Source organism: Halomonas sp. hl-4, assembly GCF_900215475.1.
Taxonomy (GTDB): domain Bacteria; phylum Pseudomonadota; class Gammaproteobacteria; order Pseudomonadales; family Halomonadaceae; genus Vreelandella.
Genome location: NZ_LT907845.1, coordinates 1937539 through 1951195 on the forward strand (window position 1 = coordinate 1937539; position 13657 = coordinate 1951195).

General features: G+C 57.8%; 11 protein-coding genes. 1 reads left to right on the forward strand and 10 read right to left on the reverse strand.

The features are described from left to right. Positions 1–25: 25 nt before the first annotated feature. From CPH17_RS09230 to rho, 7 genes are all read right to left on the reverse strand, one after another. Positions 26–526 (reverse strand): DUF3087 family protein, encoded by a 501-nt coding sequence (locus CPH17_RS09230; RefSeq protein ID WP_096299247.1) that lies wholly within the window; start codon positions 524–526, stop codon positions 26–28. 83 nt (positions 527–609) lie between these two features. Then, the gene (locus tag CPH17_RS09235; protein ID WP_096299249.1) at positions 610–1671 is read right to left on the reverse strand and encodes a 3-deoxy-7-phosphoheptulonate synthase; all 1062 of its coding nucleotides are present in this window, start codon (positions 1669–1671) and stop codon (positions 610–612) included. Positions 1672–1675: 4 nt separating this feature from the next. Then, positions 1676–1837, reverse strand: a complete 162-nt coding sequence (locus tag CPH17_RS20040; RefSeq protein WP_172898695.1) for a hypothetical protein — start codon at positions 1835–1837, stop codon at positions 1676–1678. 132 nt (positions 1838–1969) lie between these two features. After that, positions 1970–2095 (reverse strand): hypothetical protein, encoded by a 126-nt coding sequence (locus CPH17_RS20385; RefSeq protein ID WP_269457732.1) that lies wholly within the window; start codon positions 2093–2095, stop codon positions 1970–1972. 117 nt (positions 2096–2212) lie between these two features. After that, a complete protein-coding gene (locus tag CPH17_RS09240) occupies positions 2213–2959 on the reverse strand; it encodes an NAD(P)H-flavin reductase (RefSeq protein WP_096299251.1) in 747 nt (248 codons plus the stop codon). A gap of 33 nt (positions 2960–2992) precedes the next feature. Then, positions 2993–4495, reverse strand: coding sequence for a 4-hydroxy-3-polyprenylbenzoate decarboxylase (ubiD, locus tag CPH17_RS09245; RefSeq protein ID WP_096299253.1), 1503 nt, complete (start codon positions 4493–4495; stop codon positions 2993–2995). Between the two features lie 49 nt (positions 4496–4544). Beyond that, the gene (gene rho / locus CPH17_RS09250; RefSeq protein WP_074397470.1) at positions 4545–5804 is read right to left on the reverse strand and encodes a transcription termination factor Rho; all 1260 of its coding nucleotides are present in this window, start codon (positions 5802–5804) and stop codon (positions 4545–4547) included. A gap of 480 nt (positions 5805–6284) precedes the next feature. Here rho and ppx point away from each other — a divergent pair, with 480 nt between their 5' ends. Next, positions 6285–7841, forward strand: coding sequence for an exopolyphosphatase (gene ppx, locus CPH17_RS09255; RefSeq protein ID WP_096299255.1), 1557 nt, complete (start codon positions 6285–6287; stop codon positions 7839–7841). Here ppx and tilS read toward each other — a convergent pair. The 3 genes from tilS to dnaE form a co-directional block, all read right to left on the reverse strand. Next, positions 7828–9096 (reverse strand): tRNA lysidine(34) synthetase TilS, encoded by a 1269-nt coding sequence (gene tilS / locus CPH17_RS09260; RefSeq protein WP_096299257.1) that lies wholly within the window; start codon positions 9094–9096, stop codon positions 7828–7830. The genes ppx and tilS overlap by 14 nt on opposite strands. Then, entirely contained in the window at positions 9077–10033 is a 957-nt protein-coding gene (gene accA, locus CPH17_RS09265; protein WP_096299259.1) for an acetyl-CoA carboxylase carboxyl transferase subunit alpha, read from the reverse strand. The genes tilS and accA overlap by 20 nt, the downstream gene beginning before the upstream one ends. Before the next feature lie 100 nt (positions 10034–10133). After that, positions 10134–13637: a DNA polymerase III subunit alpha gene (gene dnaE, locus CPH17_RS09270; protein WP_074397474.1), complete on the reverse strand. Its 3504-nt coding sequence runs from the start codon at positions 13635–13637 to the stop codon at positions 10134–10136. Between the last annotated feature and the right edge of the window lie 20 nt (positions 13638–13657).

The following is a 13657-nucleotide window of genomic DNA, read 5'->3' on the forward strand; positions in this document are numbered from 1 at the left end:
GTTCCTGAAGTAACGGGTGGGTAACTTAGCCGCGTTTAAAGGCTTGTAAATCTTGGGGATCAAAGCGCTCGACCTGCGGAGGCAATGCCAACGCTGCGCGACGCTCGTTAACTCGCTGGCGTTCGCCATCATTGCTGGGCGAACGCCCGTTAAACTCAGCCAACTGCGCCAACCCCTGATGGTAAAATGCCAAAATATCCAGCGCCGTACGATTATCTTCGCCTATAGCATTGCGGAGAGCCGGCAGATAGCCGTTGATCCGCGCAAGATGCTGCTTAAGCTGCCATACGTAGCCAACCTCTCGCATCCACGGCCGGTCGCGCAGCGCCGCAAATATCGCGCTGGTAGCCAGTAAACCTAACACGCCACCCAATATGTTTAACCACAGGCTAGGACCGAAAGCCCCCGTCAGCAGCATGGCAAACAGCAGGCCAAAAATCAGCAGCTGTCCGGCCATGATGAAGGTAATCATACGCGCCTTACGGCGATAGGTAGTGGGATCGTAAGGCTCAAGGGTAAACACCATGGCCAACCTCGCAGGCAAGATAAAAGTAATATTTGTCTATGATACGGGGCTGGCCAGGGCAAACAAGTCATACCTGAATCCTTCTAGCGTAGGCGCTCGGCGGCGGTTTTTAGCAGCCGTTCGGTGGTGTCCCAGCCGACACAAGCATCGGTCACCGACACACCGTAGCGCAGTGCGCCGGGCTTTAACGACTGCTTACCCTCAAATAGATGACTTTCCAGCATCAGCGCCACTAGGTTAGCCTCACCCGCTTGGCGCTGTGCGAGCACATCGAGCATCACTTCGCTTTGGCGACGATGGTCTTTACGCGCATTGGCGTGGCTGCAATCGACCATTAAGCGCGGGTTCTGCCCCGCTTCGCGCAGGGTGTTAACTGCCTTACGCACGTGGTGGGCCTGGTAATTGGGCTCGCCATGGCCGCCTCGCAGCACCACATGGGTATGCGGATTGCCGGCCGTTTGCTGCATAACCGGGCGGCCTTGTTCGTCAAGGGCAAACCGCTGGTGCGAATGCGCCGCCGCCTCGATGGCGTCGATGGCCACCTGAACATCCCCGCTGGTGGCGTTTTTGAAGCCTACGGCGGCGACCAAATCGCTGGCAAGCTCGCGATGCAGCTGCGATTCGGTAGTCCGGGCTCCGATCGCCACCCAGCTTAGAACATCTTGCAAATAGGTCGCCAGCATCGGTTGCAGTAGCTCAGTGGCCACGGGCAAACCGCGACACGCCACGTTCTGCATCAACTCGCGGGATAGCGCTAATCCCTGCGCCATATCACCACGGCCATTCAGATGAGGGTCGTACGCCAAGCCTTTCCAACCCACCGTTGTGCGGGGCTTTTCGATATACACCCGCATCACTGGCAGTAAACGGTCGCTAACCTCCTCACTCAAGGCGGCCAGACGGTCGGCGTAGTCGAGTGCGGCCTTTGGATCATGTACCGAGCAAGGGCCGACTACCACCAGTAATCGGTCATCCTGCCCACTGAGGATGCGCTGTACGGCGCGCCGCTGATCGTCAATCTGCACCTTGAGGGCGGCATCCATCGGAAGCTGGGCACGTAATTCAGACGGCGTGGGCAGCCGCATCGTCGTCGAATCGTGCGAAGCAGACGGCGTATTGAGCATGGCGCTGACGGTGGCATTCATGGGGTTAACTCTCCGTAATCGTGGGACATCGTTTGACCAACAGGCCACCGGTACTGGCACGGACGGAGGTGGCAGCTGACACCGACCGCGCGTCGCTAAATCGCCAGCCATAGCGGTAGCCGGTATAGCGGTTCACCATAGCGAGGAAAAATGCACGATAGGTCATGAGTCAGCTCCTTAATGAAATACCTGTGTACAGTGATGACAGCTTAAAACGCAAGAAGCCCCGGAGAGGTTTCCCACCGGGGCTTCTTGGCATTCGGCAGGCAACCCGTTGGGTGTGCCTGCAGGCGCGACGTTAGGCGTCGGCCATCGGCACACCGTCGCTAAACCAATAGCCATAAACCAGGACGCCATTCGCGCAACCGCTATTCGTCCACATGGGCAGACGCAGAGCATTAATGGAGGCGCGTTTTAATGACATAACAATATCCTGGCGCTGGTATTGGCCGCGTTAGGGCTGCGGCGAACGTTTTAATCTTGAGATTATCCTGCCTGTATACGGCGCTAAAAGCAACTAGCTAACGCCATTTGCAGCGCATCAGAGCTGTTTGGCACGCGGAGCGTAAGAGAATACATCGGAAAACACCCGGTCAGCATCGAGCCCTTTACGCTCCAGCACATCCATACAGGCGTACACCATACCCGGCGAGCCGGAAATGTAGACATCCCACTCACTGGGCATCATCGCCGCCTGCTCGAGTGCTGAATCGATACGCCCAGGGTGATGACCAATGCGCTCGCCGGGGGCCATGGGTTCGGTCAGCGGAAACTCGGTAACGGCCTGGAAATCGACATTGGGATAACGCTGCGCCCATTCGCAAGCCAACGTTTCAGCATAAAGGTCACGGTGCTCACGTACCGCCCACCACAGCGAAATGCGACGTTCGGGCTGCTGCTTCAGCGAGGCTTCAATGATCGCTTTCATCTGGGCAAAGCCGGTACCCGCCGCAATCAGCCAAAGCGGGCGCTCGCTTTGAGTATCCAACACGCAGTCACCGCCGGGCAACCGCACGGTGAGCTGGTTGGCGACCTGGAGCAGCTCACGCAGGCGAGCCGAGTTTTCGCGCTCGGGCCAGTGCTGAATGTGCAGTTCGATGATGCCATCGCCGCGCTCGGCGCTGGCGATCGAAAAAGGCACCCATGTCGACTCATCAAGCTTAAGCTCTAAATACTGCCCTGGGGCATGCTGCATGGCTTCGGCACGCCCTTCGAGGGTAACACCGAATACGTCGGGATTGAGATCCTCAACGGCCGTAACGTGGCAAGTTAACATCCTTGCGCTCATGAAAGCCTCTATGTTTAAAAATCTGTCAGGGTGCTAGGAACCGCTACCTTTCCGCGGGGGTGGCAAGGGGATATCAATGCCCAGGCTTTCCCAACGCGCATCGACCCGAGCTTTGACCTCGGCATCCATCACAATAGGCGTGCCCCATTCACGGTCGGTTTCACCCGGCCATTTGTTGGTGGCGTCGAGGCCCATTTTCGACCCGAGGCCCGATACGGGAGACGCGAAATCGAGATAGTCGATCGGGGTGTTTTCTACCATGACGGTATCCCGAGCCGGGTCCATCCGCGTGGTGATGGCCCACATGACATCTTCCCAGTTGCGCGCGTCCACGTCGTCGTCCAACACAATGACAAACTTGGTGTACATGAACTGACGCAGGAAACTCCACACGCCCATCATCACGCGCTTGGCATGGCCGGGGTACTGCTTTTTCATGGTGACCACCGCCATGCGGTAGGAACACCCTTCCGGCGGCAGATAGAAATCGATAATTTCGGGAAACTGCTTATGCAGGATGGGCACAAACACTTCGTTGAGCGCCACGCCGAGAATAGCGGGTTCGTCTGGCGGACGGCCGGTGTACGTGGAGTGGTAGATCGCATCGCGACGCATGGTCATCCGCGTCACGGTGAACACGGGGAAGTGATCAACCTCGTTGTAATACCCAGTATGATCGCCATAAGGGCCTTCCGGCGCCATATCGTCGGGGTAGATAAATCCTTCGAGGATTATTTCCGCCGATGCCGGCACATCAAGTTCAGCATGAGCGCACTTGACCAGCTCAGTGCGTGAGCCACGCAATAGCCCGGCGAAGGCATACTCAGACAGCGTATCCGGCACCGGGGTCACAGCACCTAAAATCGTCGCTGGGTCTGCGCCCAATGCGACCGCCACGGGGAACGGCTCGCCCGGGTGGGCTTTTTGAAACTCTTGAAAATCCAGCGCGCCGCCACGATGCGATAGCCAGCGCATGATCAACCGGTTCCTGGCGATTTTCTGCTGGCGGTAGATACCCAGGTTCTGGCGCTTTTTATGCGGTCCCTGGGTGATCACCAGCGGCCAGGTCACCAGCGGGGCGGCATCGCCCGGCCAGCAGTGCTGGATCGGCAGTCGCCCGAGGTCGACCTCGTCGCCTTCAAAAACCACTTCATGAACCGGGGCGCGCTTGACCTGCTTGGGCCCCATGCTAAGTACTTGCTTGAAGATCGGCAGTTTGCTCCAGGCATCCTTGAGGCCCTTGGGTGGATCGGGCTCTTTCAAAAACGCCAGCAGCTTGCCAACTTCACGCAGGGCCTCAACAGAATCCTGTCCCATACCCAGTGCCACCCGTTTGGGAGTACCGAACAAATTGCCCAGCAGCGGCATGTCGTGACCCTTGACGTTTTCAAATAGCAACGCCGGGCCACCGGCACGCAGGGTGCGGTCGCAGATTTCGGTAATTTCCAGGTAAGGATCGACTTCAGCGGTAATTCGCTTCAGTTCGCCCCGGGCTTCGAGGGCCGTGATGAACTCGCGCAGATCATGGTACTTCAATGCACACTCCCCGGCTGGCAGCAGTACCGCTGCGTCTGTTTTATGGACGCTAGCGGCGCTTCATCGCTTCAAAGAACTCAAGATTGGTCTTGGTATCTTTCAATCGATCAATCAGGAATTCAGTCGCAGCGGTGTCCTCCATGGGATTCAACAGCTTGCGCAAGATCCACATGCGTTGCATCTCTTCTTCGGAGGCCAGCAAGTCTTCACGCCGGGTGCCACTACGGCGGATATTGATCGCCGGGAATACGCGTTTTTCCGCCAGCTTGCGGTCCAAGTGCGCTTCCATATTACCGGTACCCTTAAACTCTTCGAAGATGACTTCGTCCATTTTCGAGCCGGTATCAACCAACGCCGTGGCGATAATCGTCAAACTACCGCCCTCTTCGATGTTACGCGCCGCCCCAAAGAAGCGTTTTGGCTTCTCTAGTGCGTGGGCGTCGACACCGCCGGTCAGCACTTTGCCCGAGCTAGGCACCACGGTGTTGTAAGCACGCGCCAAGCGGGTGATGGAGTCGAGCAGAATCACCACGTCTTTCTTGTGCTCAACTAGACGTTTGGCTTTTTCGATGACCATTTCGGCCACCTGCACGTGGCGGGCGGGCGGTTCATCGAAAGTTGAAGCCACCACTTCGCCACGCACGGTGCGCGACATTTCGGTGACTTCCTCGGGGCGCTCGTCGATCAGTAGAACGATCAGATGGCACTCGGGGTTATTCCGCGTGATCGACGTCGCGATGTTCTGCAACATCAGCGTCTTACCCGCTTTCGGCGGTGACACCAAAAGACCACGCTGACCTTTGCCAATCGGCGCGGTCAGGTCAATGATCCGCGAGGTCAGATCCTCAGTGGAGCCGTTACCGATCTCCATACGCATCCGGTCATCCGGGAACAGCGGCGTTAAGTTCTCGAAGAGAATTTTATGCTTGGCGTTCTCTGGACGGTCAAAGTTGATCTGGCTAACTTTGAGCAGCGCAAAATAGCGCTCACCTTCCTTGGGCGGACGGATTTTGCCCGAGATGGAATCGCCCTTGCGTAGGTTAAAGCGACGGATTTGTGAGGGCGAGACATAGATATCGTCCGGCCCGGCGAGGTAAGAGCTGTCGGCGCTGCGCAAAAAGCCAAAGCCATCCTGAAGAATTTCCAGTACACCGTCGCCATAAATATCCTCACCGCTTTTAGCATGCTTTTTGAGGATGGCGAAAATGATGTCCTGCTTGCGCGAACGGGCCAAGTTATCGATACCCATTTCACGGGCGATATCGAGCAGCTCGGGAACGGTTTTTTGCTTGAGTTCAGTGAGATTCATCGGTGTGTTAGAAAGTTGCTCATGAAAGCTGGGCGCCAAGCGCCGGGATAAGACAGGAGGCGTAGCACTTAATGATATGGCTAAGCGCCGTGTGATGCGTTCAGACCCCGAGAAGGCACGCGCTCGATAAAGGGGCTAGACTGAGGCTCATTAACCACATGATTAACTGTGACTCAGTTCGAGGGTGCTAGTGCTGGTAAATCTGGTTAGCACAGGAACGGCTAAACCAGCGGGCTATCTGACGACTTGGATATCTGGCCGACATCATCGGGCGCGATACACTCAACATTCACCGCGTCATGGCGTCAAACTCGACGCTAAATAATGTCTCGGACGACCTAGGTTGTAGCTGGGTAAATCCGGTCGGATCAAGCCAGTAGCTCGATGTTAGTCAACCCCTGCGCCAAACGCAAGCTTTTGGCAATTGACAATAAATAGAGGCCGCCGCAACCTTGGGGCAATTAACACCAAGGATAGCTCATGCCCAAGGACATTATGCTGCCCACCGACGCCTTTGCCCCAGCGGGCGAGCGGGGGGAGCCGCAACGTTTAGCCGCCATCGACCTAGGCTCGAACAGCTTTCACCTGCTGGTGGCCAACTATCAAAATGAACGCCTTCAGGTGGTCGCCCGCCTGGGTGAAAAAGTTCAGCTTGCCGCAGGCTTGGATGAACACGGCCAGCTTAGCGAGGAGGCCATTCAGCGCGCGTTAGATTGTTTGGGCCGGTTTGCGCCCTTCTTAACCGACATCACCCAACAAAATTTGCGTATTGTGGGGACCAACGCGCTGCGCGACGCCCATAATAGTCAGGCATTTATCGAGCGCGCCGAAGCCCAACTGGGTCACCCCATCGAGATCATTGCCGGTCGGGAAGAAGCCCGCCTTATTTATCTGGGAGCGGCTCATGCCCTGGCGGAAAATGGCCGCCGCCTGATTGTCGATATCGGCGGTGGGTCTACCGAATTCATCATTGGCGAGGCCTTTGAGCCCAAAGCCCTGGAAAGCTTGCGCATGGGCTGCGTAACCTTTTCACGGCGCTTCTTTCCGGAAGGCGAGCTGAGCGAAAAACGCATGCGCCGCGCCGAACTCGCCGCCTTGTCTGAACTGGCCAATATCCAACGCCCTTATCAACACCTGGGTTGGGATGACCCCGTTGGTTCCAGTGGCACGATCAAAGCGGTCGCCAGCGTCCTCTTAGCCTACGGCGATACCTCTCAAGAGGGCCTGATTACCCGCAGCGGGCTTAAGAAACTGCGCGAGCGGCTGATCAAGTGCAAACAGCTTGATAACGTTGAACTCGACGGCTTAAAGGCTGACCGGGCCAAGGTATTTCCTGCTGGGGTGGCGATCTTAAGCGCCATTTTTGAAGCCTTTGACCTGGCGCAGATGCGCTTTGCCGACGGCGCCCTACGCGAAGGGGTTCTGTATGACATGGCCGGGCGTAACAGTGCCGAAGACTCGCGCTCAAAAAGCCTCGAAGTGCTCAAACGCACCTACGAAGTGGATACTCGACAGGCGGATAACGTGGCGGATACCGCCGCTCGGCTGTTTACCGAGCTTAACCGAGATTGGTCGCTAAGCAGCTCACTGGGCCGTTATCTGGAGTGGGCGAGCCACGTTCACGAGATTGGCCTGGCGATTTCTCACAGCCAGTTCCACCGCCACGGCGCCTACCTGCTTGAACATTCGGACCTCGCTGGGTTTTCGCGCCCAGAGCAGCGCTTGCTGGCATTTTTAGTGCGCGCCCACCGGCGTAAATTCCCTCTCAAAGAATGGCAGACACTACCGAAAAACCAGCAGGCACAAAGCGCCAAGCTGGCTCGCCTTCTACGACTGGCGGTGTTATTGAACCATTCGCGTCCTGAAACTGCCCCGCCGCTTCCCAATATGGCTGCTGACGATGATCACTTGACCATTACGTTACCTGAGAGCGACGAGCCGACGCTGCTGGGTACTGATCTGGAGCAAGAGCAAGCGTACATGCACGCAGCGGGATTTCAATTAAACGTTGTGGAGTCTCCGCCTAAACAAACGTAGCGTCTTGCGCCCGCCACAGTAAGGTGGCGGGTAGTTGAACCACGCCCAGGCACTCCTCCTCGTGCATCACCAGGATCAACCGATCACGCTGCCAGGGCGGCAGTTGAGTTTCTTGCAGCAGTCGCTTAATCTCGCGCCGCCCGCGCTCGGCCAGACGAATCACCTCCCCACCACGTCGCCAGCGCAAGGTGACAGGCTGTGCGGTCTTAAGCGACAGCCGCAGCGGCCCCAGAGGTGTTTCGATGCCCGGCTGTCCATCCCACTGGGTTTGCCAGGGCGCCAGTCTCTCCAACGGCGGCATGATATATAACCGCCCACGCCACACCCGTGCTTCCGCCCCAGGCCAAGTGACTCGCACCTGAGCGTCGGCCGCCGCGGCCAATTGATCCAACAGACTCTCCAGACGTTTGCGAGGAGGCGTGGGCAGATCGCTTTGCTGACAGTGCGAGCGCACCAATAGGCGCTGGCGGGGGCGCTCGCGTAATCTCAACGCGGCCACATCAAGGCTGCCATCGCGACCGTGCAGTGTTTGCAGTTCTTCGGCGGCGTAGGCGGCCAATAACTGGTCAGCTTCCCCCGCCAGCCGGGCACTTTGAGAAAGCGCCCGGCTGGCTGCAGGCCAGCGCGCTTCAAGTAGCGGCATCACCTGGTGGCGCAGCAGGTTGCGGTCCAGGGTGACATCGCGATTGGTTGGATCTTCACACCAGGCGAGCTGCATGGCCCTGGCCGTTTCGGCGATTTGCTGGCGACTGACATCCAGCCAGGGACGTAGCAAGGTAATGCCTTGCCACTCGCGCCGATAAGGCATCGCGGCAAGTCCGCGAACCCCACTACCGCGCATCGCAGCCAGCAACAGCGTTTCGGCCTGATCGTTTTGATGCTGAGCCAGCCACAACGTATCCCCTAAAGGAATATGCTGCTGAAAGGCAGCCAGACGCGCCCGTCGAGCCGCGCCTTCAAGACCTTCGCCTTGGCGTTCAACCTTTAGTCGCGCCAGCGTTAGCGGCACATCAAACGACGCACACAACGCCAGACAGTGCGCCTCAAACGCGTCGGCCGCAGGCTGTAGGGCATGGTTAACGTGCAGCGCTTTTAGCGGACGCTGAGCCTTTCGGCATACATCGACAGCTATCGTCAACAGCAGCGACGAATCCAGCCCGCCGGATAAAGCCACCCAAATAGAGCGCCCCGGCGGGGTCTCCACCAGGGCGTCATTAAGCAGGCCAACCAGTGATTTAGGCAGCTGGCGCGCCATAGCTCATCAGACGATCATAGCGGCGCGTCAGTAATGCCTCGGTATCCATGCGTTGCAATCGATCAATGCTTGCCACCAGCGCCTCTTTAACGCGCTCGGAGGTCGTCACCGGATGCCGGTGTGCACCGCCCAGCGGCTCCTTGATCAGCGAGTCAACAAAGCCGAGCTCTTTCAAGCGCTCGGCGGTAATGCCCATCGCCTGAGCGGCGTCAGAGGCTTTTTCGGCGCTCTTCCACAGAATCGACGCGCAACCTTCCGGCGAGATCACCGAGTAGGTCGAGTACTGCAGCATCTGCAGCTCATCGCAGACGCCGATGGCCAGCGCGCCGCCCGAGCCGCCCTCACCCACCACCGTGGAGATGATCGGCGTCTTGAGGCGCGACATGACCGCCAGGTTATAGGCAATCGCCTCGGACTGACCGCGCTCTTCGGCGTCGATCCCCGGATAGGCGCCCGGCGTGTCGATAAAGGTCAGCACCGGCATTTTGAAGCGTTCGGCCATTTCCATTAGCCGGCAGGCTTTGCGGTAGCCTTCCGGGCGCGGCATGCCAAAATTACGCCGAACCTTTTCTTTAACGTCGCGGCCTTTTTGATGACCGATTACCATGACCGGCTGGTCATCCAGGCGCGCTATCCCACCCACGAGCGCGGCGTCATCACCAAAGTTGCGATCGCCATGCAACTCATCAAAGTCGCTGAAAATGTGCTCAAGGTAATCCAACGTGTAGGGCCGCTGGGGATGGCGTGACAACTGAGACACTTGCCAAGGGGTTAAATCCTTGAAAATCGATTCCGTGAGCCTGCGGCTTTTCTCTTCCAGCCGGGCAATTTCATCGGAAAGATTGACTTGGCTATCGGAGCTGACCAAGCGCAGCTCCTCAATTTTTGCCTGGAGTTCGGCAATCGGCTGTTCAAAATCGAGATAATTAGGATTCATCGGCTCTGCCTGTTAAAAATAAGCCATGTCGAAACGCGCATGTAATGCAACCATTATCGCACCCTGACCCTGCCACGCAAGGCACCGCGCGGAACGCGCCTTACTTATAGCGCAACTGGACGCCCACCTGACCTTGCACATCGCGCAGGGTCAGCAGTAAATCGTCGCTGGGCGCGACTTTCCATTCATCCGCCAGCTCCAGCCAGCCCACGGCGTCGGGGTGTCGATACTGCAAGCGAACGGGCAGACCCGCCTCGTCGCGATAGGGCGAAAGACTGGTACGTAAACTCTCGACTAACCGGCCATTGAGTTGCTGTGCATCCAACGCAAGCTCAACCGCTTGGCCAAACCGCATACGCGCCGCCACCATGGGCGTGACGTCCTTGCCACGCAGCTTAAGCCCGCCGGAAAAATCATCGTTGGAGACCTCGCCTTCGACAATCACGACTTCATCGGCGGCGATTTGTCCGCGCAGCTTTTCAAACATCTCGCCAAACAGCGAGGCCTCAATGCGCCCGGTGCGGTCATCCAGGGTAATGAACGCCATGGTATCGCCGCGCTTGGATTTCATGGTGCGCATGGCCACCACCAAACCGGCGATCCGCTGGGGTTCCCGGGAAGCTTTTAAATCGCTGATCCGCGTCGACACGAAGCGTTTTAATTCGCGCTCATACTCGTCAATCGGGTGGCCCGTCAGGTAGAGGCCCAGGGTATCTTTCTCTCCGGATAGCCGTTCGCGGTCGGTCCATTCGCGGGCGTGGCGATACTCAGCGTATACGTCAACGGCCTCTTCGTCGGCGGTAAATGCCTCGCCGAACATATCCAGCATGCCCAGGTTCTGGTTGGCATGATTCTGCGCGGCGGCCTTGAGGGCATCTTCCATAGCGGCGGCAAGCACAGCGCGGTTCGGGCCCAGATTATCTAGCGCGCCGGAGCGAATCAGTGCTTCCAGCGTGCGCTTGTTCATACGTTTAGCATCAATACGCTTGCAGAAATCGAAAATATCGCTGAACGCGCCACCCTCTTCGCGGGCTCCAACAATCGCGCCAATGGGGCCTTCACCCACGCCACGGATCGCGCCCAGGCCGTATACAACACGGCCCTGGGTATCAACGGTGAACTTGTAGCCACCGACGTTGACGTCCGGCGGGGTCACTGTCAGCTTGAGGTGTCGGCACTCCTCGATCAGCGGCACAACTTTATCCAGGTTATCCATTTCCGTGGACATGACGGCGGCCATGAAAGGCCCTGGATAGTGCGCCTTGAGCCAGGCGGTTTGGTAAGATACCAGGGCGTAGGCGGCGGAGTGCGACTTGTTAAAACCGTAACCGGCAAACTTTTCCACCAGATCAAAGATATTGCCGGCGAGGTCTTTATCGATGCCATTGGCCGCACAACCTTCCATAAAACCAGCGCGCTGCTTGGCCATTTCCTCAGGCTTTTTCTTACCCATCGCACGGCGCAGCATATCCGCTTGGCCTAGCGTATAACCCGCCATCACCTGAGCAATCTGCATGACCTGCTCTTGGTACAAGATAATGCCGTAGGTGGGCGCCAGCACGGGTTTTAACAACTCGTGTTGGTAATCCGGGTGTGGATAAGACACCTCCGCACGGCCGTGCTTACGGTTGATAAAGTCATCCACCATGCCCGACTGTAGCGGGCCGGGGCGAAACAGCGCCACCAGGGCGATCATATCGTCGAGGGAGTCAGGCAGCAGCCGCTTGATCAGCTCCTTCATGCCACGAGACTCCAACTGGAACACCGCGGTGGTCTCGGCGCGCTTGAGCATCTCGAATGTTTTGCCGTCGTCCAAGGGAATCGCGTCGATGTTAAGCGGCCCCTGGTCGTTGACCTTACGCACCTTATCGACCATCTCCAGCGCCCAGTCGATAATCGTCAGCGTGCGCAGCCCTAGGAAGTCGAACTTCACCAGCCCGGCGTCTTCAATATCGTTTTTATCGAACTGCACCATTAAGCCGGAGCCGTCTTCATCGCAGAGCAGTGGCGAGAAGTCTGTGAGCTTGGTCGGCGCGATCACCACGCCACCGGCGTGCTTGCCGGTACCGCGGGTAGTGCCCTCTAGCTTGAGGGCCATTTCCCAGATTTCTTCGGCCTCTTCGTCGCTGTCGATAAACTCTTTCAGCGCCGCTTCCTGCTCAATGGCCTTATCGAGCGTCATGCCCACTTCGAAGGGGATCAACTTAGAGAGCTTGTCGCCCAGCGAATAGGGCTTGCCCTGGGCACGAGCGACGTCGCGCACTACCGCCTTGGCGGCCATAGTGCCGAAGGTGACGATTTGCGACACCGCATCACGCCCGTAGCGGTCGGCCACGTACTCAATCACCTTGTCACGCTTTTCCATACAAAAATCGACGTCAAAGTCGGGCATGGAAACACGCTCGGGATTAAGAAAGCGCTCAAACAGCAGGTCGTAGCCAATCGGATCAAGGTCGGTGATTTTCTGCGCGTAGGCCACCAGCGAGCCGGCACCGGAGCCACGCCCAGGGCCAACCGGCACATTGTTATCCTTGGCCCACTGGATAAAGTCCATCACGATCAGGAAGTAGCCGGGAAAGCCCATCTGAATAATGATGTTCAGCTCGAAATCGAGCCGCTCGCGGTAGCGCTGATCAATCGCCTGGTATTCGTCGCCGTCCCGTGGGTAACGTTCGTCGGGAAATAGAAAATTCAATCGATCCGTCAGGCCATCGTGAGACACCTTGCGGAAAAATTCATCCTGGGTCATGCCTTCGGGGATTTCGAACTCAGGCAGGAATATCTCGCCCAGGCGCACATCAACGCTGCAGCGCTCAGCGATCATCACACTGTTTTCAAGCGCTTCGGGGATATCGGCGAACAGCTCTGCCATCTCGGCGGGGCTTTTCAAGTACTGCTCTTCGGTGTAGCGACGCTCGCGACGCGGGTCGTCAAGCGCTTTGCCTTCGCCGATCGCCACGCGGGTTTCGTGGGCCCAAAAATCATCGCGCTCCAAAAAGCGCACGTCATTGGTGGCGACCACCGGTGTTTGGGTGTCAATTGCCAGTTTAACGCTGGCGTGCACGCAGGCTTCTTCCAGAGGGCGACCGGTGCGAATCAATTCCAGATAGAAGCGGTCTGGGAACGCACGCTGCCAATCCTCCAGCAATATCTTCGCTTCTCGCTCGTGCTCGGAAAGCAAATGGCGTCCTATCTCGCCCTCACGCCCTCCCGATAACGCAATCAGGCCTGCGCTTTGCTCCATGACCCACTGCTTGTCGAGAATCGCCCGGCCCTGGCGCTGGCCGTCGGTCCAGCCGCGGGAAATCAGCTCCGTCAGATTGCGATAACCCACCTCGTTCATCGCCAGCAGCGTGATGCGGTAAGGGTGCGCCTCGTCGTGGGGGTTATGCAGCCAGAGATCGCTGCCAATAATGGGCTTCAGGCCTGCGCCTTGGGCGGCTTTGTAAAACTTGACCAGCCCAAACAGATTAGCTTCATCGGTCAACGCCAGCGCCGGCATCTCGCGCTCAGCGGTGGTGCTGACCAGCGACTTGAGCTTCACCAAGCCATCGACCAGGGAATATTCACTGTGCAAACGTAGATGAACGAACGGAACCGTCATGGGACTCTCGGTAAAACGCT